At 70.3% G+C, this 22,151-nt stretch carries 20 protein-coding genes; 15 read left to right on the top strand and 5 right to left on the bottom strand.

The window, feature by feature from the left end; genetic code table 11:
- Window positions 1-41: 41 nt before the first annotated feature.
- Window positions 42-917 (top strand): FAD-dependent oxidoreductase, encoded by an 876-nt coding sequence (locus DMC64_RS31300; RefSeq protein ID WP_125736435.1) that lies wholly within the window; start codon window positions 42-44, stop codon window positions 915-917.
- A gap of 359 nt (window positions 918-1,276) precedes the next feature.
- Here DMC64_RS31300 and DMC64_RS31295 read toward each other — a convergent pair whose 3' ends face one another.
- A complete protein-coding gene (locus tag DMC64_RS31295) occupies window positions 1,277-2,638 on the bottom strand; it encodes a DUF2252 domain-containing protein (RefSeq protein ID WP_125736434.1) in 1,362 nt (453 codons plus the stop codon).
- 31 nt (window positions 2,639-2,669) lie between these two features.
- Window positions 2,670-3,872 (bottom strand): ornithine--oxo-acid transaminase, encoded by a 1,203-nt coding sequence (gene rocD, locus DMC64_RS31290; protein WP_125736433.1) that lies wholly within the window; start codon window positions 3,870-3,872, stop codon window positions 2,670-2,672.
- A gap of 156 nt (window positions 3,873-4,028) precedes the next feature.
- Between rocD and DMC64_RS31285 the strand changes: the two genes are divergently transcribed.
- Genes DMC64_RS31285 through DMC64_RS31275 form a run of 3 tightly spaced genes read left to right on the top strand, consistent with a single transcriptional unit; the run spans window position 4,029 to window position 7,966 of the window.
- On the top strand, window positions 4,029-4,883 hold the full coding sequence (locus DMC64_RS31285) for a PPK2 family polyphosphate kinase (RefSeq protein WP_125736432.1): 855 nt from the start codon (window positions 4,029-4,031) through the stop codon (window positions 4,881-4,883).
- Between the two features lie 21 nt (window positions 4,884-4,904).
- Window positions 4,905-7,019, top strand: coding sequence for a prolyl oligopeptidase family serine peptidase (locus DMC64_RS31280; protein ID WP_125736431.1), 2,115 nt, complete (start codon window positions 4,905-4,907; stop codon window positions 7,017-7,019).
- Entirely contained in the window at window positions 7,016-7,966 is a 951-nt protein-coding gene (locus DMC64_RS31275; protein ID WP_125736430.1) for an LLM class F420-dependent oxidoreductase, read from the top strand. The genes DMC64_RS31280 and DMC64_RS31275 overlap by 4 nt, the downstream gene beginning before the upstream one ends.
- Before the next feature lie 71 nt (window positions 7,967-8,037).
- Here the strand turns inward: DMC64_RS31275 and DMC64_RS31270 are convergent, their stop codons facing one another.
- Entirely contained in the window at window positions 8,038-9,114 is a 1,077-nt protein-coding gene (locus DMC64_RS31270) for an NAD(P)/FAD-dependent oxidoreductase (RefSeq protein ID WP_125736429.1), read from the bottom strand.
- An 86-nt stretch (window positions 9,115-9,200) separates the two neighbouring features.
- Here DMC64_RS31270 and DMC64_RS31265 point away from each other — a divergent pair, with 86 nt between their 5' ends.
- Window positions 9,201-9,626 carry a MarR family winged helix-turn-helix transcriptional regulator gene (locus DMC64_RS31265; RefSeq protein ID WP_037343853.1) on the top strand — a complete coding sequence of 142 codons (426 nt, stop codon included), beginning with the start codon at window positions 9,201-9,203 and terminating at the stop codon, window positions 9,624-9,626.
- A gap of 1 nt (window position 9,627) precedes the next feature.
- Here the strand turns inward: DMC64_RS31265 and crcB (DMC64_RS31260) are convergent, their stop codons facing one another.
- Both crcB (DMC64_RS31260) and crcB (DMC64_RS31255) read right to left on the bottom strand, forming a co-directional pair.
- Window positions 9,628-10,002, bottom strand: a complete 375-nt coding sequence (crcB, locus tag DMC64_RS31260; protein ID WP_125736428.1) for a fluoride efflux transporter CrcB — start codon at window positions 10,000-10,002, stop codon at window positions 9,628-9,630.
- On the bottom strand, window positions 9,999-10,409 hold the full coding sequence (crcB, locus tag DMC64_RS31255; protein ID WP_073846938.1) for a fluoride efflux transporter CrcB: 411 nt from the start codon (window positions 10,407-10,409) through the stop codon (window positions 9,999-10,001). The genes crcB (DMC64_RS31260) and crcB (DMC64_RS31255) overlap by 4 nt, the downstream gene beginning before the upstream one ends.
- Window positions 10,410-10,581: 172 nt before the next feature.
- Here crcB (DMC64_RS31255) and DMC64_RS43560 point away from each other — a divergent pair, with 172 nt between their 5' ends.
- The 10 genes from DMC64_RS43560 (at window position 10,582) to DMC64_RS31210 (ending at window position 22,140) form a co-directional block, all read left to right on the top strand.
- The gene (locus tag DMC64_RS43560) at window positions 10,582-10,713 is read left to right on the top strand and encodes a hypothetical protein (RefSeq protein ID WP_005157133.1); all 132 of its coding nucleotides are present in this window, start codon (window positions 10,582-10,584) and stop codon (window positions 10,711-10,713) included.
- Window positions 10,714-11,895 (top strand): cupin domain-containing protein, encoded by a 1,182-nt coding sequence (locus tag DMC64_RS31250; RefSeq protein WP_125736427.1) that lies wholly within the window; start codon window positions 10,714-10,716, stop codon window positions 11,893-11,895.
- A gap of 85 nt (window positions 11,896-11,980) precedes the next feature.
- On the top strand, window positions 11,981-12,928 hold the full coding sequence (locus DMC64_RS31245) for a sucrase ferredoxin (protein WP_125736426.1): 948 nt from the start codon (window positions 11,981-11,983) through the stop codon (window positions 12,926-12,928).
- A gap of 131 nt (window positions 12,929-13,059) precedes the next feature.
- Window positions 13,060-14,967: an intein-containing Rv2578c family radical SAM protein gene (locus tag DMC64_RS31240; protein ID WP_199755158.1), complete on the top strand. Its 1,908-nt coding sequence runs from the start codon at window positions 13,060-13,062 to the stop codon at window positions 14,965-14,967.
- A 124-nt stretch (window positions 14,968-15,091) separates the two neighbouring features.
- On the top strand, window positions 15,092-15,667 hold the full coding sequence (merB, locus tag DMC64_RS31235; RefSeq protein WP_125736425.1) for an organomercurial lyase: 576 nt from the start codon (window positions 15,092-15,094) through the stop codon (window positions 15,665-15,667).
- A 115-nt stretch (window positions 15,668-15,782) separates the two neighbouring features.
- On the top strand, window positions 15,783-17,555 hold the full coding sequence (aspS, locus tag DMC64_RS31230) for an aspartate--tRNA ligase (protein ID WP_037343862.1): 1,773 nt from the start codon (window positions 15,783-15,785) through the stop codon (window positions 17,553-17,555).
- Window positions 17,555-18,496: a DUF389 domain-containing protein gene (locus tag DMC64_RS31225; protein ID WP_125736424.1), complete on the top strand. Its 942-nt coding sequence runs from the start codon at window positions 17,555-17,557 to the stop codon at window positions 18,494-18,496. Before aspS ends, DMC64_RS31225 begins: the two co-directional genes overlap by 1 nt.
- A gap of 79 nt (window positions 18,497-18,575) precedes the next feature.
- On the top strand, window positions 18,576-19,763 hold the full coding sequence (locus DMC64_RS31220; RefSeq protein ID WP_037343865.1) for a phosphotransferase: 1,188 nt from the start codon (window positions 18,576-18,578) through the stop codon (window positions 19,761-19,763).
- A 75-nt stretch (window positions 19,764-19,838) separates the two neighbouring features.
- Entirely contained in the window at window positions 19,839-20,687 is an 849-nt protein-coding gene (locus DMC64_RS31215) for an SGNH/GDSL hydrolase family protein (protein ID WP_125736423.1), read from the top strand.
- Between the two features lie 43 nt (window positions 20,688-20,730).
- Complete coding sequence (locus DMC64_RS31210) at window positions 20,731-22,140, top strand: replication-associated recombination protein A (protein WP_125736422.1); 1,410 nt, start codon at window positions 20,731-20,733, stop codon at window positions 22,138-22,140.
- The last annotated feature ends 11 nt before the right edge of the window (window positions 22,141-22,151 follow it).

The raw sequence follows: 22,151 nt of genomic DNA, 5'->3' as shown, positions 1-22,151 counted from the left end.
CACCATGCAAGGACGGCTCGCGAAGACGAAGGGGGCTTTCGATGCGGATCAGTGTGGTCGGCGGCGGGGTGATCGGGCTGAGCTGCGCGCACCGGCTGGCGGGGGCCGGGCACGACGTCACGGTGGTCACCGACGCCGGTCCGGGGGAGACGACGTCGGCGGTCGCGGGTGGCGTGCTGTTCCCGCCGCTGGCGGCGGACTCCGACCGGGTCGACCGCTGGACCACGACGAGCGTCGAGGAGTACCGCACCCTCGGCGCCCCCGGCGTCCGCATGCTCCGGGGGACGTACGTCGTCCCGCGTGAGGCGGCGCTGCCGTCGTGGGCGCTGTCGATGCCCGGCCTCGATCACGAACCCGGACGGCTCACCTTCACCACCGCGCTCGTCGACACCCCGGTGTACCTCGACTGGCTCGCCGGGGAGGTCGCCGCGCTGGGCGTGCGGACCGAGTACCGCACCGTGTCGCGGTTGGCCGACCTCGACGCGGATCTCGTGGTGAACGCCGCCGGGCTCGGCGGGGGACGGCTGGCCGGGGACGGCACGGTCGTGCCGGTCGGCGGCCAGGTCGTCCACCTCGCCGATCCGGGGCTGACCGAATGGATCGTCGACGGCTCGACGCCGGTGCTGCGGCACGTGATCCCGCACGGCCGCCACGTCGTCTGCGGCGGCACGCAGGAGCCCGGCCGCGATTCGGTCGAACCGGACCCCGGCGTGACCGCCGACATCGTGCGCCGGTGCCGGGAACTCGTGCCCGCGCTGGCCGACGCGCCCGTGCTGGGCGCGAAGGTCGGCTTGCGGCCCTTCCGGCCCGAGGTGCGGCTGGAGCGGGACGGCCGCGTCGTGCACTGCTACGGACATGGCGGTGCGGGGATCACCGTCGCCTGGGGCTGCGCCGACGACGTCCTGGCCCTGGTCTGAAACCGCATTTAGTCCTCTGAATGCGGTGGACCCCGGCGCGACGTGTCCACAACGGACACCGTGCGTGGACTGCGCGCCCGATTGATGTCATGATGCCCGGTTCCCGCGCGGGTCGTGAGTGGTAAAGAGGGTTAGAACGACCATCGCCACTCACGACCCCCGGGCGATACTGCGCAAAGTGCCCAAATTGGACGACTTGGTCTCGAAAAGTGTCCTTTTTGGACGGTCGGGTGAGCGTGCCAGGCCTCGGTGGCCTCAATAACCCGAAACGCCACTCACGACCACCGCGAGGAGCTGCGCGAAGGTGCCGGATCGGGTTGCCCCTGCCCGCATTTAGAGGACTAAATGCGGGCAGGGGGTCAGAGGGCGCGGAAGGTCTCGAAGTCCGCTTCGGTCTGATCCGCGTACCGCATGGCGTAGGCGCCGATGGCCTCATCGAGGTCTTCGTCGTCCTCGAAGTACCCGGCCAGCATCCGCGGATGCAGGGACCGCGCGTGCGCCCGTGCCAGCAACGCGCCGGCAAGGCGGCCGTAGTCGTCGAGGTGGTCCTTCTTCAGCTCCGCAGGATCGATGTCGCCCTTGAGGTTCCGGAACTGCCGCACGATGTACGGCACGCCGTCGATGGTCGTCCAGCCGAGCAGGATATCCGTTTCGGCCTGCACGAGCCGCGCGCCTTCGACGATCCGGCGGCCTTCGTGCTCAGGAGCGGGCAGGCCGAGGAACGGCGCGAGCGCCGACGGGTTGGCCTGTTTCACCTGCAGCACAAGGTCTTCGCCGGAGTTCCCGTGCAACAGCGCGACGTAGCTGCGCAACCCGACACTGCCGGTGCCGACCACCCGGAAGGCCACATCGGACACCCGGTACCGCGAGATCAGCGTCCGCCGCGACTCGCGCAGCGTGTCCACATAGGACACCAGGCCGGTCACGACGGCTTCGGCGGTCGCGTCGTCGACGTGCGTGAGCACCGGCGGGTCTTCGACGAAACGGTGCCGTTCGAGGCCGGTCTCGTGGTCGTCGATCCGCCGAGTCCATTTCGCGGTGACCTTGGCGCTGGTGTTCTTCCGCGCCTTCTCGGCCGCTTCCTCGAAGTCGTCGATCAAGTCGTGGGCGCGCACCTTGCTCAGCACCGACGCGTCCGGCAACGCGTTCCACGACCGCAGGAACGGCAGCTCCGCCAGCCCCCGGATGGTGCGCCGGTACGACTTCACCGCGTCTTCGGCGGCTTCACGACAGCCCGATTCGCCGATGCCGCCCTCGCGACCGGCCAGGACGAGACTCGCGGCGAGCCGTTTGAGGTCCCACTCCCACGGGCCCGGCACCGATTCGTCGAAGTCGTTGATGTCCATGACGATCTGGCCTTCGGGCGTGCCGTAGAGACCGAAGTTCGCGGCGTGCGCGTCGCCGCAGAGCTGCGCCGTCAGCCCGGACGCCGGCGAACCCGCCAGATCGGCGGCCATCAGCCCGGCGGCCCCGCGGTAGAAGGTGAACGGCGACGCGAGCATGCGCTCACGCCGCAGTTCCACCAGCTCCGGCAGGCGGCCTTCGTTGCTCCGCGCGAAGAACTCCGCCACACTCGGCCGTCCTTCGCCCGCCGCCGCGTGATCGTGCGCGGACGTCGGCGCCTCGGCCCGCAGCGCCTTACCCCTCGCGGACCAGTCCTCCGGCGACACCGTCTCGGTGCCGACCAGCGGCCGCTCCACCCACTCCCGCTCTGCTCCCATGGACAGGCAACGTACAACCCGTCCGAAAGGTTCACCGCGTCTTGACGACCTCCGTGATCGCGTCGATACCGCGGTCGAGTTCCTCGCGGGAGATCACCAGCGGCGGCGCGATCCGCAGCGTGTGATCGTGCGTCTCCTTGCACAGCACGCCGCGTTCGGCGAGCGCCGTCGACGCCTCGCGGCCGGTCGGCCCGCCGGGCGCGATGTCGATGCCCGCCCAGAGCCCGCGCCCGCGGACCTCGGCGAGCCCGTTCCCGACCAGTTCGCCGAGCCGCGAGTGCAGGTGGGCGCCCAGTTCCCGCGACCGCTCCTGGAACTCGCCGGTCTTCAGCAGGCTGACCACGGCGCGGCCGATCGCGCACGCGACCGGGTTCCCGCCGAAGGTGGAGCCGTGTTCACCCGGCCGCAGCACGCCGAGCACGTCCTTGCTCCCGACGACGGCCGAGACCGGCATGATGCCGCCGCCGAGCGCCTTGCCCAGCGTGTAGACGTCGGCACGGACGCCCTCGTGGTCGAGCGCGAGGACGGTGCCGGTGCGGGCGAGACCGGACTGGATCTCATCGGCGATCAGCAGGACATTGTGCTCGTCGCACAGCCGCCGCGCCTCGGCGAAGTAGCCGGCGGGCGGCACGATCACGCCAGCCTCGCCCTGCACCGGCTCCAGCAGGACCGCGGCGGTGCGCTCGGTGATGGCGTCGCGGAGCGCTTCGGCGTCGCCGTACTTCACCGTGACGAAGCCCGGCGTGAACGGGCCGAAGTCGGTGCGCGCGGTCTCGTCGGTGGAGAAGGACACGATGGTCGTCGTGCGGCCGTGGAAGTTGGAGCCCGCGACGACGATCTCCGCGGTCCCGTCGGGGACGCCCTTGACCCGGTACGCCCATTTCCGGGCGATCTTCACCGCGGATTCGACGGCTTCGGCGCCGGAGTTCATCGGCAGGGTCATCTCGGTACCGGTCAGCTCGGCGAGCTCCCGGCAGAACAGCCCGAGCTGGTCGTGGTGGAAGGCACGCGAGGTCAGCGTCACCCGGCCGAACTGCTCGACCGCGGCGGCGATGAGCCCGGGGTGGCGGTGCCCGAAGTTCAGCGCCGAGTAGCCGGAGAGGAAGTCGAGGTAGGTCTTGCCCTCGACGTCGGTGACCGAGGCGCCTTCGGCGGTGGCGATCACCACGGGCAGGGGGTGGTAGTTGTGCGTGCTCCACTGCTCGTCGAGCGCGATGAAGTCGGCGGTCGTCATGCGTTCAGGTTAGATGCCCATCCGGCTGCTTTCATCCGGGAAACGTTGCTTTGACCCGTTGTTCGTTGCGTATCGACTCCATCGAGTGGCGAAATCGTGCAGGGCCGTACTCGATCACCGGAGGCGCGGGACCCGGACCGCGGTTATCGTCGCCGGATGGCGAAAAAGGACACCGTCTCCGTCCGGGACACGCTGAGGATCGGCAAGGGCGGCGAGCGGCACCATCCGGGCTCGTTCCCGATCGGGCCGACCAAGAAGCCCAAGGGACTCAAAGATCTCGCCGAGGCCGGGGACAGGCTCGCCGAGCTGCAGGAGGCGTTGTACGCGGAGGGCGTCGGCGGCGGGCACCGCAGCCTCCTGCTGGTCCTGCAGGGGATGGACACCTCCGGCAAGGGCGGCACCGTCGGCCACGTCCTCGGCCTGGTCAACCCGATGGGCGTGCGGTACGCCGGGTTCAAGAAGCCGACCACGGCCGAGGCTCGCCACCACTACCTGTGGCGGATCCGCAAACAGCTCCCCGTGCCGGGACAGGTCGGCGTCTTCGACCGTTCGCACTACGAGGACATCCTGGTGCCGCGCGTCCAGAAGCTCGTCCCCGCGGCGGAATGGCGCAAGCGCTACGCCGAGATCAACGCGTTCGAGAAGGAGCTGACCGAGGCCGGGACGACCATCGTCAAGGTCTTCCTCGACATCTCGCCGGAGGAGCAGCTGAAGCGGCTCAAGGCGAGGCTGGAGACCCCGGCGAAGTGGTGGAAGTACAACCCGGCCGATCTCGACGCGCGTGCCCAGTGGAACGACTACCAGAAGGCCTACTCCGACATCTTCGCCAAGACGTCCACGGCGGCCGCGCCCTGGTACGCCGTACCGGCCGACCGCAAGTGGTACCGCAACTGGCTGGTCGCGCGGCTGCTGATCGAGACGATCGAGGAGATGGACCCGAAGTTCCCGCCCGCCGACTTCGACCCCGAGACGGAGCTGAAGAAGCTGGAAGGCGTTGGCGTCCCCGGTTGATCGTCTGAAAGAGTGCGGGACGTGACCGACAACAGCCTCGAAGATCTCCCGTTCCTCCGCCGTCAGGCCCGCACCCAGCGCTTCACCCTCGGCGCGCCCAAAGAGTTCAAGGTCTCCCCGGACGGCTCCCGCATCCTGTTCTTGCGGTCCGGGTCCGGGACGGACCCGCGGCACAGCCTGTGGTCGTTCGACGTCGCGTCGGGCGAGGAGAAGAAGCTGGTCGACGCGGCCGAGCTGCTGCCCGGTGAAGAGGACCTGCCGCCGGAGGAGCGTGCCCGCCGCGAGCGCAGCCGGGAGACCGGCGGCGGCGTGGTCGGCTACGCGGTCGACGACGCCTTCACCGTCGCCGCGTTCTCGCTCTCGGGCAAGCTTCACACCCTCGACCTGGCCACCGGCGAGGTCGCGGTGCTGGTCGACGGTTCGGTCGTCGACCCGCGGCCCAGCCCGGACGGCACTCACGTCGCCTACGTCCGCGACCGGCGCCTGCGGGTGATCGACCGGGCGACCGGCGAGGACCGCGTGCTCGTCGACGAGGCGGGCGACGACATCGCCTGGGGGCTCGCGGAGTTCATCGCGGCCGAGGAGATGGGCCGCACCCGCGGCTACTGGTGGTCGCCGGACGGGAAGAGCCTGCTCGTCGAGCGGTCCGACCGGGCGGCCGTGCCGCGCTGGACGATCGCCGACCCGGCCAACCCGCAGTCGGCCGCCAACGTCGTCGCGTATCCCGCCGCGGGCACCACGAACGCGGACGTGACGCTGGCGATCCTCGGCCTCGACGGCTCCCGCGTCGACGTCACGAAGACCGGCTGGGAGTACCTGGCCGCGGTGCACTGGTCCGCCGCGGGCAAGCCGCTGCTGTCGGTCCAGTCGCGTGACCAGCGGAAGCTGGAGATCCAGGCGGTCGACCCGGCGACCGGTTCGGTCGAGGTGCTGCACACCGAGACCGACGAGCACTGGGTCGAGCTCGCCGCGGGTGTCCCGGCGTGGACCGCCGACGGCCGTCTGGTGCGCGAGAGCGCCGCCGACGGCGACCACCGGCTGGTCGTCGACGGCGTGGCCGTCACCCCGCCGGGACTGCAGGTGCGCTCGATCCTGCACGTCGGCGACGAGGTGCTGTTCAGCGCCTCGGAGGCCGACCCGACGCAGATCCACGTCTTCCGCACCGAGGGCGGCGAGCTCCGTCGTCTGTCCACTGAGGACGGTGTGCACGTCGGCTCCGGCAACGCTTCGCTGACCGTGCTCTCGTCGTGGAGCCTGGAGCGCAGCGGCCCGGTCGTGACCGTCGTGTCCGGCGAGGAGACGGTGGCGCGCATCGGTTCCTTCACCGTCGACCCCGACGTCGTGCCGAACCTGACCTGGCTGACGCTGGGGGAGCGGGGCCTGCGTGCCGCGCTGGTGCTGCCGACCGGGTACGAGGAGAGCGAGGGCAAACTCCCGGTGCTGCTCGACCCGTACGGCGGCCCGCACGCCCAGCGTGTCCTGCAGACCCGGAACGCCTTCCTGACGCCGCAGTGGCTGGCGGACCAGGGTTTCGCGGTGCTGGTCGCCGACGGGCGCGGGACACCCGGCCGGGGTTCGGCCTGGGAGAAGGAGATCGCGGGAAAACTCGCCGACGTCACCCTCGCCGACCAGGTCGACGCGCTGCACGCGGCGGCCGCGCTCCATCCGGAACTGGATCTGGAACGGGTCGCCATCCGCGGCTGGTCCTACGGCGGCTACCTGTCCGCGCTGGCCGTGCTGCGGCGTCCCGACGTCTTCCACGCCGGTGTCGCGGGTGCCCCGGTGACCGACTGGTCGCTGTACGACACGCACTACACCGAGCGTTATCTCGGGCTGCCGCAGGAAGAACCGGCTTCATACGAGCACAACTCGCTGATCGCCGGCGCCGGTGACCTCTCGCGGGCGCTGCTGATCGTGCACGGACTGGCCGACGACAACGTTTTCGTCGCCCACTCGTTGCGCCTGTCGTCGGCCTTGCTGGCCAAGGGACGCGCGCACGTGTTCCTGCCGCTGGCCGGCGCGACGCATATGACGCCGCAGGCCGAAGAGGTCGCGGAGAACCTGATGCGCACGCAGGTGGACTGGATCGTGCGTGAGCTGTCCGGTGCCGCGGTCAAGAGCGAGGAGAACGCATGAAACGGTGGGGCATCACCATTCCGCTGACCGGGGTGCCGCTCGCGGCGCACGAGGAGATGGTGCGGGGACTGCCGGATCTCGGCTACACCGACGCGTGGTCGGCCGAGACGGCGGGCCACGACGCCTTCACGCCGCTGGTGCTGGCTTCGCAGTGGGCGCCGCAGTTGCGGCTGGGCACCGCGATCGTGCCGGTGTACACGCGCGGGCCCGGGCTGCTGGCGATGAGTGCGGCGACCGTCGCGGAACTGGCGCCCGGCCGGTTCGTGCTCGGCATCGGCGCGTCGTCGCCGGTGATCGTGAAGAACTGGAACGCCGCCGAGTTCGAGGCGCCGTTCGCGCGCTCGCGGGACACCCTGCGGTTCCTGCGCTCCGCGCTGGCGGGGGAGAAGGTCACCGAGGACTACGAGTCGTTCTCGGTCAGCAAGTTCCGGCTGGAGCGGCCCACCGACCCGCCGCCGTCGATCATGCTCGCCGCGCTGCGGCCGGGCATGCTGCGGCTGGCGGCGAAGGAGGCCGACGGCGCCATCACCAACTGGCTCGCCGCCTCCGACGTGCCGAAGGTGCGGGCGGAGATCGGACCGGACGTCGAACTGGCGGCGCGGATCTTCGTGTGCCCCACCGAGGACAAGAACGCCGCGCGGGGACTCGGCCGGATGCTCATTTCGAGCTACCTGACCGTGCCGGTGTACGCGGCGTTCCACGAATGGCTCGGCCGCGGTGAGGCGCTCGCGCCGATGCACGAGGCGTGGGCGGCGGGCGACCGGCAGAAGGCGAACCAGGTCATCCCGGACGAGGTCGTCGACGACCTGATCGTGCACGGCAGCCTCGAATCCTGCCGCGAGCAGGTGCAGTCCTATGTGGACAACGGGCTGACGACGCCGATCATCGCGTTGCTGCCGACGGGGGAGGACCCCTTCGCGCACGTGCGGGGCCTCGCTCCCCGCTGACGCGTGTCATGAAAGGGCCGTTCAGGACATCTTTTGTCCTGAACGGCCCTTTCATGACATCCGGGGGCGGCTCAGGCGACGTTGAACAGCTCGTCGTACCGCGAAGCCATCATGTGCGACCCCTTGATCTCCGACGTCGTCGCCGCGTCCAGGACCCCGACCTCCTCGGCGTAGGTCGCGCCCCCGGAAGGCCCGAGCGGCAACGAGATCATCGGCCCGCCCGGGGTGTGCGTGCGCAGCTCGCCGCCTTCGATCAGCGCCCGGATGTTGGCCACGACGACCTCCGCGTGGTCACCGGCCACCTTCGCCAGCTTCCCCTCCGGCAGCGCCGTGATGTCGCCGAGCGCGAACACGCGCGGCTGCCCCGGCAGACGCAGTTCGGGCGTCACCTCGACCTGCCCGTTCGCCTGCCGCGCGGCGGCCAGTTCGCCGTCGAGGTACGCGGTGTGCGGCGCGCCGCCGTAGCACTGGAACCACAGGTCGGCGGTCACCTCGCCGCCACCGGTGAGCCCCGAGGTGAACGTCTTGGCCTGCCCCGGTTCCGAGACGGGCGCCTCGGCCAGTGAAGTGCCGAGCAGGAGTTCGACGCCCAGGTCGTCGAGCTGACGGCGGATCTCGGCGCGGAACTCGTCCGGGAAACCGGCCAGGATCTCCTTCGCCGGGTCGACGATCGTCACGGTCTTCTCCGGCCACACCGCCTTGATCTCACCCGCCAGTTCGAGGCCCACCGGGCCCGCGCCGAGCAGCAGCACCTTCTCCGCTCCCGCGAGTTCCTCCCGGGTGGCGCGGATCTTCGCCTTCGCCGAAGCGCTGTCATGGAAATCGATCTTCGCCGGGAACGGGTACGCCGAACCGGTCGCCAGCACGACGTAGTCCGGCGCGAGCCGCTCACCCGACGCGAGCGTGACGCCGCCCTGGTCCACGCTCACCGCGCGGTCGCGCAGCACCCGTCCCCGTTCGAGAAGCCCGGAGTACGGGTAGAAGAGCCGATCCGTCCACTCGGGATCGACGAGTCCGCGCAACGCGGCGACGTGGTGGACGAAGTCCTCGCGCGGCTCGACGAGCACGACGTCGGCGAACGAGTCCAGCTCCTTGGCGACGGTCGTGCCGCCGTATCCCCCGCCGATGACGGCCACGGTCGTGGTCATGAGATCCCCTAGTTCGTAGTGCGTAATGTTGGTACTACGAACTACAGTAGTTCGTACTCCGAACGATCGTCAAGTAGACTTCGGTCATGACCACGGCCGAAGACCTCGGATTCGCGACCGCGCTGGTGCGGCTTTCGCATCTCGTGCAGCGGGCTTTCATCGACGTCGGCCGGTCGTACGACCTCACGCCGCAGCAGGCGCAGCTGCTCTGCGTACTGGCACAGGGGGAGACGGGGGTCGGGATGACCGACCTCGGCAAGATGCTGAACCTCGAGAAGTCCAGCGTCACCGGCCTGGTGGACCGCGTGCAGCGGCGCGCGCTCGTCGAGCGGGTCGCGGATTCCTGTGACCGCCGCGCGCTGAAGATCACGCTGACCGAAGAAGGGCTCCGGCTCGCGAACGCCGCCCACGAAGGTGTCGTCGAGAAGCTGGAGGAGATGGCGGCAGGCCTTCCGGCCGAGCAGCGCGAGGCGATCGCCGCGGCCGCGTGGCGGATGGCCCCCGAAGACTGAGTCAGCGCCAGATCGCGGACGCGATCAGGAGCCCGATCGCCGCGGCGCCGATCCCGGCGGCCATCGTGACGCCGACGTACAGCGCTGCGCGTGCTCGCCGCTTTCCGGTGAACAGCAGCAGGGTTTCGTACCCGAACGTCGAGAACGTCGTGAGCCCGCCGCAGAAACCGACGGCCAGCAGTGCTCGGACGGTGTCCGGCGGCCCACCGTGCAGGGCCCAGCCGGTCAGCACGCCGAGGATCGCCGAGCCGACGACGTTCACCGTGAGCGTGCCCCACGGGAACCCGGATTTCCGCCAGGCCTGGACGCGCCGGTCGGTCAGGAATCGCAGGATCGCGCCGAGGCCGCCGCCGAGCGCGACGAACAGAACGGTCATTTCCGCACCGCGCGGGTGATCTCGTGCCCGGCGTAGACGGCTACCAGTGCGGCGGCCACCGTGGCGAACGCGTACGCCAACCCGGTGAACGGACGTCCCGCCGTCACAAGATCGAGTGTGTCCGTCGCATAGGTCGAAAACGTGGTGTAGCCGCCCAGGATCCCGACCCCGAGGAACGGCCGCAGCAGTCTGTGCGGTTTCTTCGCCGCGGTCAGCAGCGCCATCAGGACACCGATCAGCAGACAGCCGGAAACGTTGGTGGCAAAGGTGGAAAGCGGGAACCGGCCGGGGGAGTGGGGGATCGCGACGGAGAGGCCGTAGCGGGCGAGACTGCCCAGCGCGCCACCCGCTCCGATGGCCGCGAACGCGTCCCATCGCGGGCGGGGGACGGATGCCGGTTCAGCCATGGATGGCAGCTTAGAACCGCTGTCCGGGTGAACCGGCGCCACGGTGTCGAAGATCGCTCACAAGGCCGTTTTTCCCTGCTGGGCAGTGAATTTTCTCGAAACGTGTCGTAGGCTTGGCGGCGCTCCAGGCCGATTTTCGGTCCGTCCGCTCGTCCGAGAAAAAGGTGGCAGGATGGCACAGGAACAGTCAGGTACGCAGGCTCCCGACAGCGGTTTGCTGCTGGAGGTCGAGAAGATCCCGACCGCGGTCGACCGCGGGAAGGCCAACGGCGCGGCCGCCGACAACGACGGCAACGACGGCTGAGTGCCCGAAACGCCGACGCTGGCTGACCTCGTGGCTCCGCTCGGGGTCAGCCAGTTCTTCCAAGACGTCCAGGGCGAGACCTACCGCCGTTTCGAAGGCCGCGCGGGCCGGTTCGCCGACCTGCTGCCGTGGCCGGCGCTGAACGCGATCCTCCGGCAGCACCGCCTGGAGTTCCCGCGGCTGCGCCTCGCGCTCGATGGCACCCCGGTGCCCATGGAGAGCTACACCGATCTCGTCCCCACCCGCCGCAGTGGCACCGTCCCCCGCCTGCAGGCCGCTCCCTTCACGGAGCATCTCCGCGGCGGCGCGACGATGGTGCTCGACGCCATCCAGGAACTCAGCGACCCGATCGGCGATCTCGCCAGGAGTCTCGAACACGACCTCCGCGAGAGCGTCCAGGTCAACCTGTACGCGGGCTGGGGCGTGACCCACGGTTTCGACGTGCACTGGGACGACCACGACGCGTTCATCATCCAGGTCGCCGGCCGCAAACGCTGGCGGATGCACGGCCCGACCAGGCCCGCCCCGCTGCATCGCGACGTCGAGCAGCCCGAGCGGCCCGGGGAGCCGATCGACGACTTCGTCCTCGAAGACGGCGACGTCCTCTACGTCCCGCGCGGGCACTGGCACGACGTCACCGCCGTGGGGGAGATGTCGCTGCACCTCACGCTCGGCTTCAGCCCGGCGACGGGGATCGACCTCGTCTCCTGGCTCGCGGACAAACTGCGGGCGAGCACCGCGTTCCGGCAGGACCTCCCGCGGTTCGGGACGGCCGAGGAACGCGCGGCCCGCGCCGCGGCCCTGCGCGCGGAGCTGGAAGCCACGCTGACCACCGACGTCGTCGACAGGTTCCTCGCCGAACGCGACTCGGCGGCCCCGGCGCATCCGCGCGTCGGCCTGCCCTGGGCGGCGACCCCCGGCCTGCTGCCGGACGGCGACGAGACCGAGGTCCGGTTCCTCGTCCCGAGGGCGGTGCTCGAAGAAGGGGACGGCCGGGTGACCCTGCTCGCGGACGGGAAACGGTTCGTCTTCGCGAGTGCCGCGACCCCGCTGCTGAAGGCGCTGCTCGACGGCTCGCCGCAGGCGGTCAAGCGACTCGCCGAGCTGTCCGAACTCGATCGAGGGACGGTGCGGGCCTTCCTCGGTGAGCTCACCACGCAGGGACTGCTCTCGATCGGTTGAAAGTCACAGGAGGCGAGAAGTGTGGAGGGAGCCCGGACGGGGTAAGCTAAGGCATGCCTAAGGTGAGGTCCGGAGTGGTCGGCCGATGACCGCTCAGCTCTCGGACACGCAAGCGCCGCCCGCCGCGTTGCCGGGCTGCGCCACCGTCGCGCGCATGCTCGGGGCGAGCCCCGCCGGCACCGCGGCGGACATGCGGTGCTGGCTGCTCATCGAGCAGCCGGGCCCCTGGCCCGCGGACGCGCTGGAAAACGTCCTCGACGAGGCCTTTCCCGCCGAGCGCCGTGAGCTGCTCGAAAACTTGAGACGGTCGCACGGGCTGCGCCCGCTGCTCATCCGCCGTCCCGGCAAACACCAGCGCGACCCGGATCGCCCTCGTTCCGTGTACGTGGGCGGAGGCGAGCCGGGCAACCGCTGGCTGGAACGCCTCGAAATCCACGACCTGGGTGAACTGGCCACGCTGGACCTCGAAGCCGTCGCGGAAGGCGACGGCGGGCTCGGCACCCGCGTGGACGGGCCGCTGTTCCTGGTCTGCACCCACGGCACCAAGGACATGTGCTGCGCGGTGCTCGGCCGTCCGCTGGCCTCGGCGCTCAACACGAACCATCCCGGCCGGTCCTGGGAGGTCAGCCACGTCGGCGGCGATCGCTGGGCGGGCAACCTGCTGGTGGTCCCCGACGGTTTCCTGCACGGCCAGCTGAACCCGGCCGAAGCGGGGCTGGTCGCCAAGGCCGCGTTGCGCGGCCAGGTCGAGCCGGAGCAGCTTCGCGGCCGGACGTCCGCCCGGACGGCGTGGGCGCAATTCGCGGAGATCGCGCTCCGGCGGCGGCTGGACCTCCCCGGGCTGGACGACGTGCTCGCCGTCCAGGAGGAGCCGCTGCTCGAATCCGACGCGCGGGTCGTCACCGTGCGCGGCGGCGAGGACTTCTACTCGGTGACGGTGCGGCGGCGTTCGGCGGCGCCGCGCGGGGAGAGCCGGTGCGCGGGGCTGATCCAGCCCGCCGGGTACGTGGCGGACGAGATCACGAAGCTCTAGCTCGCGTTTAGTCCTCTGGATGCGGTCCTTGCGCGCGCAACTACCGCATCCAGAGGACTAAATGCTGCGAAGATCACCCTCGTTCGAACATACGTTTGACACCTGTCTAGAACATGTGTTCGACTGGCCGGGTGCGATGGGATCGACAGCGGGCGGACGGCGGCGAGCCGGTACTGCCCGGATTGGACGGGCTGCTGCGTTCGGTGCGCACGCCCGAGTTCGACGGCGTCACCTTTCACGAGGTGCACGCCAAATCCGTGCTGAACAAGGTGCCCGAGGACTCGGGTGTCCCGTTCGGATGGACGGTGAACCCGTACCGCGGTTGTTCTCACGCGTGTACGTACTGCCTCGAGGGCGGCACGCCGGTCCTGATGGCCGACGGCCGCACGAAGCCGCTCGCGGAACTGGCGCCCGGTGACGCGATCTATGGGACGCGCGGGCGGGGCGCGGGGCGCCGTCTGGTGCCGACGAAGGTCCTCGCGCACTGGTCGACGCTGAAACCGGCGTACCGCCTGTCCCTCGACGACGGAACGTCCATCGTGGCCAGTGGTGATCACCGGTTCCTGACCGGTCGCGGCTGGAAACACGTCACCGGCACCCGGTTCGGCGCGGCCCAGCGGCCGCATCTGGTCGGCGGCACCGAACTCGTCGGCGTCGGGCGGCTCGCGCGCACCCCGGACGACACCCTCGGCTATCGCGCCGGATACCTGTGCGGGATGTTGCGCTCCGGCGGGTTCTCCGCCGAGAAGGACGCCGCGGACCGCGCGCTTCGCTACCTGCCGGATTTCGGGGCGTCGGTCGGTTTCGTGCAGGTGCCGCCATCGCCGGATTCCCATTGGCTGCGCGGATTCCTGGCCGGGTTGTTCGATCTCGCCGGGAGCTACCGGCACGGCGCGTTGCGCGTCACCCATGACGAACAGGACATCGTCTCGACCTTCTGTTCCGCACTGGGGAACTTCGGCTTCCGTTACGTCAGAAGCGAAAACGCCAAGTTCCGTCCGCTGTGGACGGTGCAGATCCTCGGCGGGCCCTCGGAGGAGGTGCGGTTCTTCCATCTCGCCGACCCCGCCGTCGGCTGGAAACGATCGCTCGACGGCCTGCCCATCGGCCGGACGAGACGGAAGGTGACGTCCATCGAGCCGCTGGGCATCGAGCTGCCGTTGTTCGACATCACCACCGGCACCGGCGACTTCATCGCCGACGGCATGGTCACGCACAACTGTTTCGCCAGGAACACCCACACGTACCTCGACTTCGACGCCGGACGCGATTTCGACACGCAGGTGATCGTGAAGGTCAACGCGCCCGAGGTGCTGGCCGCGCAGCTGCGGCGGCCGAGCTGGACACGCGAGCACGTCGCGATGGGCACGAACACCGATCCCTACCAACGCGCCGAAGGCCGGTACAAGCTGATGCCGCGCATCATCACCGCGCTGGCCGATTCGGGAACGCCGCTGTCGATCCTGACCAAGGGGACCGTGCTGGCGAGGGATCTCCCGTTGCTGGAATCGGTGTCGAAGGACGTGCCCGCCGGGCTGGCGATCTCGCTCGCGCTGCTGGACGAGGAGCTCCAGCACCGTCTGGAGCCGGGGACGCCGAGCCCGCGGGCGAGGCTCGACCTGATCCGCAAGGCACGCGACGCCGGGCTGCCGTGTTCGGTGCTGGTCGCCCCCGTGCTCCCGTACCTGACCGACTCGGTGGCCGCGCTCGACGCCCTGTTCTCGCGGCTGGCCGAGGCGGGCGCCACCCGGGTCACCGTCCTTCCGTTGCATCTGCGGCCGGGCGCGCGGGAATGGTTCGCGCGCTGGCTCGGCCGGGAACATCCGGAGCTGGTGCCGAAATACCGCGAGCTGTACTCGCGCGGCGCGTATCTCCCGAAGTCCTATCGGGAGCGGCTCGGCGCCAGGGTCGGTCCGTTGTTGCGCCGCCACGGTTTCGGTTCCCGTGCGGACGACGGGGAACGGATGCAGGTGACGATGCCCGTGCAGCGTTCCGGGGAGGCGGTGGTACCGGCGGCGGAGCAACTGAAACTGCTGTAGGCGCACTTTCGCCTCGAGTGTCCGAAAGTCTTACCGCACAACGGGTTCGGCCGTTCGGCGCAGTGGCTTGGCGGAAAACCTTTTCGTGCCTAATCTCAAGGGGACGAAGGCGAGGAGGTGCCTGTTGACCACCCGTACGGATCGCACCGCCGCTGTCCGCATCGCCTGGGCCGCGACCAAGCTGACCAGAGCGGGCAGACACCCCATCGCCATCGGAAGACTCGCCGCCACCGTCGGCATGGACCCGGCCGAAGCCCACCGTTTGATGGACCTGATGGGCTTCGTCATCCGTGACGGGCTGGTCGTGATGGACCGAGGTTCGCGCCCGGCCGGACGGGCGGGCTCCGACCGGTACCGGGTCGACCTGTTCCTCCTGGCCGTCGCCACCGGTGAACCCGTGCACGCGGACGCGGTCTGCCCGGCGACCGGTGCGCGTGTCCGTGTCCACTTCACCCGCGAGAGGGTCTTGAGCGTCGACCCGCCGCACGCCGTGGTCGCCGCGTCACGGCTGTCCGGGATCGACCTCGCCCTCGGCCAGGACTACGTCGAGGCGCTGGTCTGCACGGAGTTCTTCGCGTCGAAGGAAGCGGCCTCGGGCTGGCTGCTGGAGAACATCGACGGCCGGGTCCTGTCCGTGCCGGACTATCTGGCGCACACGCGCCGGATGGTCGCCGCGCTGGAGGCCTGGCCGACGATCTGAGAACACCTGGTCGCGAGGCATCACGGGCGATTCGTTAGCCTTTGACGTCGGCGCGGAAATCGAACCGCAGCGCCGTCGAATCGCAGAATCGTGATGCCGAAGGAGAGCACCCGCAGTGCTTCGCACCCACAAAGCCGGCACCTTGCGTGCCGAGCACGCCGGTCAGACGGTCACCCTCACCGGATGGGTGGCCCGGCGGCGCGATCACGGCGGCGTCATCTTCATCGATCTGCGCGACGCCAGCGGCGTGAGCCAGGTCGTCTTCCGCGAGGGCGAGATGGCCGAGCGCGCCCACCAGCTGCGCTCCGAGTACTGCGTCCGCATCGTCGGCGAGGTCTCGAAGCGCCCGGAGGGCAACGCCAACGCCGAGATCCCCACCGGCGAGATCGAGGTGCTGGTCACCGAGCTCGAGGTGCTGTCCGAGGCCGCCGTGCTGCCGTTCCCGATCGACGACCGCGTCGACGTCGGCGAAGAGGTGCGCCTCAAGCACCGCTACCTCGACCTGCGCCGCAGCGGCCCCGCGGCCGCGATGCGCCTGCGCAGCGAGGTCAACCGCGCCGCCCGCGAGGTGCTGCACGCCCAGGAGTTCGTCGAGGTCGAGACCCCGACCATGACCCGCTCCACCCCCGAGGGCGCCCGCGACTTCGTCGTCCCGGCCCGCCTCAAGCCCGGCTCCTGGTACGCGCTCCCGCAGTCGCCGCAGCTGTTCAAGCAGCTGCTCATGGTCGGCGGCCTCGAGCGGTACTACCAGATCGCGCGCTGCTACCGGGACGAGGACTTCCGCGCCGACCGGCAGCCGGAGTTCACCCAGCTCGACATCGAGATGAGCTTCGTCGAGCAGGACGACGTCATCGCGCTCGGCGAGGACATCGTGACGGCGCTGTGGAAGCTGATCGGCGCCGAGATCCCGAAGCCCTTCCGCCGCATCACCTACGCCGAGGCGATGGAGAAGTACGGTTCGGACAAGCCGGACCTGCGCTTCGACCTCGAACTCACCGACATGACGGCGTTCTTCGCCGACACCCCGTTCCGCGTGTTCCAGGCGCCGTACGTCGGCGCCGTCGTGATGGCGGGCGGGGCCGACCAGCCGCGCCGCACCCTCGACGCCTGGCAGGACTTCGCCAAGCAGCGCGGCCACCGCGGGCTCGCCTACATCCTGGTCAACGAGGACGGCACGCTCGGCGGGCCGGTCGCGAAGAACCTGTCGGAGAAGGAGCGCGAGACGGTCGCCGAGGCCGTCGGCGCCAAGCCCGGCGACTGCGTCTTCTTCGCCGCCGGCAAGCCCGCCGACGCGCGTGCGCTGCTGGGCGCCACCCGGCTGGAGATCGGCAGCCGTCTCGGCCTGATCGACGAGAACGCCTGGTCGTTCGTCTGGGTCGTGGACTTCCCGATGTTCATCTCGGCCGAGGAGTCCGACGACGTCGCCGTCGGCGGCGGCAAGTGGAAGGCTCTGCACCACGCCTTCACCTCGCCGACCCCGGAGTGGATCGGCAAACTCGCCGACGACCCCGGCAACGCGCTGGCCTACGCCTACGACATCGTCTGCAACGGCAACGAGATCGGCGGCGGCTCGATCCGTATCCACCAGCAGGAGCTGCAGAAGCAGGTCTTCGAGCTGATGGGCCTGTCCGAGGAGGAGGCGCAGGAGAAGTTCGGCTTCCTGCTCGACGCCTTCGCCTTCGGCCCGCCGCCGCACGGCGGGATCGCGTTCGGCTGGGACCGGATCGTCATGCTGCTGGCCAAGGCCGAGTCGCTGCGTGACGTGATCGCGTTCCCGAAGACCGGTGGCGGGTTCGACCCGCTGACCGCCGCTCCCGCGCCGATCACCGCGGAGCAGCGCAAGGAGGCGGGCATCGACGCCAAGCCCGCGCCGCCCGTCAAGAACTGATGCTCCATCTCAGGGCCGTGTGCCCGCCGGACCGGACCGGCGAAGCGATCCGGATCCTGCGGGCACACACCGGGACCGCGCACCTCGTCGTGCATCGCGGGGTGGCGGTCGCGCCCGAGGGCGACCTGATCGAAGCGGACATCGCCCGTGAGGCGGCCGACGAGATCATCGAGTCGCTGTGCGGGCTCGACCTCGACCACACCGGCGGCATCACGTTGGAAGCGCTGGACACCGCGGTGTCCGACGCCGCCGACAAGGCCGAGGAGGCCGCGCCGGGCGAAGGCGCCGACGCGGTGGTGTGGCAGGAACTCGTCGGCCGCTCCGGCGAGGAGTCCCGGCTCACCTGGACATTTCAGGCATTCCTGACCATCGCGTGCCTGCTGGCGTCGGTCGGCGTCGTCACGAACTCGGCCGTCACCATCGTCGGCGCCATGGTCGTGGGGCCGGAATTCGGGCCGCTGGCGGCCATCGCCGTCGGGCTGGTGCTCCGCCGGGGAGATCTCGTGAAGCAGGGCGGTGTCGCGCTGCTCGGCGGTTTCCCGATCGCCATGGTGATCACCCTCGGCGTGGTGCTGGCCGGCAACGCCACCGGGGTGCTCGAGGTCAGCAAGCTCGCGGACAACCACGAGGTCGATTTCGTTTACCAGGTGGGAATCGCGTCGCTGATCGTCGCGCTCCTCGCCGGCGCCGCGGGCATGCTTTCCATGACGTCGGCCAAATCCGCCGCACTCGTGGGCGTCTTCATCTCGGTGACGACCGTGCCCGCCGCCGGTTACGCGGTGGTCGCGGCCGTTGCCGGTCAGTGGGAACGGTGCCTCTATTCGGCGGGCCAGCTGCTGGTCAATCTCATCGGAATCGTTGCAGCTGCGGCCATTGTGCTGACATTGCGCCGTCGTGGGCAACGATCGAGGGTGACGGAACGTCCGCTTTCACGCGGATGAGTCCTCGATCGCGCCAGTGCGCGCGGTTGCCCGGATCTCAGTGGTCATGGTTGCTCAGTCACGAGTAGGGTCGGTGGCAATGACAGTCGATACCTCCTCTGCCGACGATTCGACCGTCGGAGCTGGAGCCGAAACCCTCGCCGTGGCGGCCGCGGTCGCCGCCGGCGAGTCGGTCCTCACGCGCCGATTCGGCAGCGCGATCACCCTCGTCGCCCCCGAAGACCTCGCCGGCAGTGGCCCGGCGACGGTCGTGCGGGCGCGGGTGGCGTCGTCGCCGTTCGCGCTGCCGCGCACGCTGGTCATCAAGCACTACCCCGATCCACCCGAACCGGGACGGCCCGATCCGTTCGCGCAGGAGGCGGTCAGCTACCAGCTGTTCACCGCGCTCGCGCCGGAGGACCGGATGTGCCCGGAACTGCTGGCGCACGACGGCCGGGACCGGGTCCTGGTGATCGAAGACCTCGGCGGCGTCCCGACGTTGCACGACAAGCTCCACGCCCGTGACGCCCGCGGTGCCGAACGCGCCTTGCTGTCCTGGGCGCGGTCGCTGGGCAGGCTGCACGCGACCACGGCGAGCCGTGAGCCCGATTTCAACGCGCTGCTGCGCCGTCTGGGCGGTCCGGTCAAGAACGAGGACGCGCCGCTGCCCGCGGTCTGCGCGCAACTGCCGGGCCTGCTGGAGGAACTGCTCGACGTCGAGACGCCGGAGCCGGTGCAACAGCGGGTCATGGAGGTCGCCGAACGAGCGGGCGCGCCGTCGTACCGCGCGTTCAGCCCCGTCGATCTCAGCCCGGACAACAACCTCGTGACCAGCGGCGGAGTGCGGTTCCTCGATTTCGAACGCGGGCGGGTGCGCAGCACCCTGATGGACGTGGCGTACCTGCGGCTCCCGTTCGCGTCGAGCGCGGACGCGCTGGCCCTGCCGCCGGGCATGAGCGAGGCGATGATCGCGGCCTGGCGGTCCGAGGTCGTCTCGGTCTGGCCCGGGCTCGCGGACGAGGACGCGCTGGCCGAGCATCTGATGGACGGTCAGCTGCTCCTGCTGTGGGTCCTCACCTGGGAGATCCTCCCGGAGCTGGACCTGGACCGGCACGCGACGCCGATCAGCCGGGAGGCCGCGCTCGTCACCTGGTGGCGGGAGCTGGCCAAACACTCGCTGCGCGCGCGGCTGACGCATATCTCCGAGCACGCCACCAGGGTCGCCGCGGCCCTCGGCGCCCGGCTCGGGCCGCACGCCGATCTCGCGTTCTATCCCGCGTTCCGGTGACCGCCGCACGGACTTTTCGCTCGACCGTCCTCGCCGCGTTACCCAGGCATCACCACGGGTGAGTCTGCGTGGCCGATGGTGGCTACCGTGACCGTGATCAGTGTCGAAGTCACTCCGAGTCCCGAACCCCTTCTTCCTCCCGCACCGGCGGTCCCGCGGTCCGCTCGCAGACTGGTCGTGCTCGGCGATTCGACGGCCGTGGGCCTGGGCGACCCGCTGCCGGGCCGAGGTGGCTGGCGCGGGGTCGGCCCGCTCGTCGCCGACGCGCTCGGTGTCGAGCCGGACGGCTACCTGAACCCGTCGTTCACCGGGGCACGCATGGGCTGCGTGCGGACCAAGCAGCTGCCGGAGGCCGTGGCGCATCGGCCGGACGTCGCGCTGGTGGTGGCGGGTATGAACGACACGCTGCGCCCCGATTTCAGCGCCGAGAAGATCGCCGCGGACCTCACCGAGGTGATCCGTTCGCTGGCCGCCGTCGGCACCGTCGTGATCCCGGTGCGCTATCACGACCACGGGAAGGTGTTTCGCCTCCCGCAGTCGCTGCGGCGCGCGCTGAGCGAGCGGGTGGCCGAGCTGAACGCCGCGATCGACGGGGTCGTCGAACGCGAGGGCGTGCCGTGTCTGGACCTCGAACTGCTGCCCGGCGCCTACGACCTCACCGCGTGGAGCGTCGACCGGCTGCACCCGTCGGAACTCGGGCACCGGATGCTGGCGACCGGGTTCACCGAACGGCTCGCCGAGGCCGGGTTCGCGGTGCCGCGGCCGGTGAGCCTGACCTGCTCGGGAGGCGTGGAGCCGAGTACCGCCGGGCACGTCGGCTGGCTGGTGCTCAAGGGCATCCCGTGGGTGTGGCGGCGGGGGCGTGAGTTCGTGCCGTACGCGGCCGTGATCATGTGGCAGGCGTTCCGGGAGCGGCTGCGCTGACCTGTGGCCGGAACCGTCGGTGGGTACGGCTACCGTCGACACCGTGGCACAGGACGAACTCTTCACCGTGAACCCCGACCTCGGTCCGCCGCCGGAGCCGGCCGAGCCGAGGGAGAACAAGGGGGGTGGGTCCCTCGGAGAGGGGGGCGGGAAGAACACCGCCGTACCGGCGGGCTCGCCGCTGGCGGTGCGGATGCGGCCGCGGTCGCTCGACGAGGTCGTCGGCCAGCAGCACCTGTTGCGTGAGGGAGCGCCGCTGCGGCGGCTCGTCGAAGGCGCGGCCCCCGCTTCCGTGCTGCTCTACGGCCCGCCGGGCACCGGCAAGACCACACTGGCGAACCTCGTCTCCGCGGCGACCGGCCGCCGGTTCGTGGCGATGTCGGCGCTGTCGGCCGGGGTGAAGGAGGTGCGCGGGGTCATCGAGGAAGCGCGCCGCCGCCGGAACTACAACGCCGAGAACACGGTGCTGTTCATCGACGAGGTCCACCGGTTCTCCAAGACCCAGCAGGACGCCCTGCTCGGCGCGGTGGAGGACCGGACGGTGCTGCTGGTGGCCGCCACCACGGAGAACCCGTCGTTCTCGGTGGTCTCGCCGCTGCTGTCGCGGTCGCTGGTGCTGCAGCTGCGGCCGCTGACCGACGCCGACATCGTCGCGCTGATCGAGCGCGCGCTGGCCGACGAACGCGGTCTCGGCGGTGAGCTCACCCTGACCGAGGACGCGCGGGACCATCTGGTGCGGCTGGCCTCCGGCGACGCGCGGCGCGCGCTCACCGCGCTGGAAGCGGCCGCCGACGCGGCGAGCGCGACCGAGGCCAAGACGATCGATCTCGCCATCGTCGAGTCCACAGTGGACAAGGCGGCGGTGCGTTACGACCGCGACGGCGACCAGCACTACGACGTCATCAGCGCGTTCATCAAATCGATCCGAGGTTCGGACGTGGACGCCGCGCTGCACTACCTGGCGCGGATGATCGAGGCGGGGGAGGACCCGCGGTTCCTGGCCCGGCGCCTGGTCGTGCACGCGAGCGAGGACATCGGCATGGCCGACCCGACGGCACTGCAATCGGCCGTCGCGGCGGCGCACGCCGTGCAGTTCATCGGCATGCCGGAAGGCCGTCTCGCGCTGGCGCAGGCGACCGTGCACCTGGCGACGGCGCCGAAGTCGAACGCCGTCATCACCGGGATCGACGCAGCGCTGAGCGACGTCCGGTCGGGGCGGATCGGGACGGTGCCGCCGCATCTGCGCGACGGGCATTACGCGGGCGCGGAGAAACTCGGCAACGCGAAGGGCTACCGGTATCCGCACAATGTGCCGGAAGGTGTTCTGGCGCAACAGTATCCGCCGGACGAGCTGGTGGGGCGGGATTACTACGAGCCGACGCAGCGCGGGGCGGAGCGGACGTTGCACGAGCGGGTGCCGAAGCTGCGGAGGACCATTCGGGGGGAGCGTTAGCCCGCGTTCGG

The organism is Amycolatopsis sp. WAC 04197, assembly GCF_003947475.1.
GTDB classification, from domain to species: Bacteria; Actinomycetota; Actinomycetes; order Mycobacteriales; family Pseudonocardiaceae; genus Amycolatopsis; species Amycolatopsis japonica.
This window is presented reverse-complemented; position numbering and strand designations above follow the sequence as displayed.

Excerpts from the sequence above, each read along its gene's own strand:
- DMC64_RS31225 (WP_125736424.1), top strand. The coding sequence starts at position 17,555 with ATGCTCCATCTCAGGGCCGTGTGCCCGCCGGACCGGACCGGCGAAGCG.
- crcB (WP_073846938.1), bottom strand. The coding sequence starts at position 10,409 with ATGGCTGAACCGGCATCCGTCCCCCGCCCGCGATGGGACGCGTTCGCG.
- rocD (WP_125736433.1), bottom strand. The coding sequence starts at position 3,872 with ATGACGACCGCCGACTTCATCGCGCTCGACGAGCAGTGGAGCACGCAC.
- DMC64_RS31270 (WP_125736429.1), bottom strand. The coding sequence starts at position 9,114 with ATGACCACGACCGTGGCCGTCATCGGCGGGGGATACGGCGGCACGACC.
- DMC64_RS31220 (WP_037343865.1), top strand. The coding sequence starts at position 18,576 with ATGACAGTCGATACCTCCTCTGCCGACGATTCGACCGTCGGAGCTGGA.
- DMC64_RS31245 (WP_125736426.1), top strand. The coding sequence starts at position 11,981 with ATGACCGCTCAGCTCTCGGACACGCAAGCGCCGCCCGCCGCGTTGCCG.
- DMC64_RS31215 (WP_125736423.1), top strand. The coding sequence starts at position 19,839 with ATGGTGGCTACCGTGACCGTGATCAGTGTCGAAGTCACTCCGAGTCCC.
- DMC64_RS31275 (WP_125736430.1), top strand. The coding sequence starts at position 7,016 with ATGAAACGGTGGGGCATCACCATTCCGCTGACCGGGGTGCCGCTCGCG.
- DMC64_RS31295 (WP_125736434.1), bottom strand. The coding sequence starts at position 2,638 with ATGGGAGCAGAGCGGGAGTGGGTGGAGCGGCCGCTGGTCGGCACCGAG.
- DMC64_RS31265 (WP_037343853.1), top strand. The coding sequence starts at position 9,201 with ATGACCACGGCCGAAGACCTCGGATTCGCGACCGCGCTGGTGCGGCTT.
- DMC64_RS31300 (WP_125736435.1), top strand. The coding sequence starts at position 42 with ATGCGGATCAGTGTGGTCGGCGGCGGGGTGATCGGGCTGAGCTGCGCG.
- crcB (WP_125736428.1), bottom strand. The coding sequence starts at position 10,002 with ATGACCGTTCTGTTCGTCGCGCTCGGCGGCGGCCTCGGCGCGATCCTG.
- DMC64_RS31285 (WP_125736432.1), top strand. The coding sequence starts at position 4,029 with ATGGCGAAAAAGGACACCGTCTCCGTCCGGGACACGCTGAGGATCGGC.
- DMC64_RS43560 (WP_005157133.1), top strand. The coding sequence starts at position 10,582 with ATGGCACAGGAACAGTCAGGTACGCAGGCTCCCGACAGCGGTTTGCTG.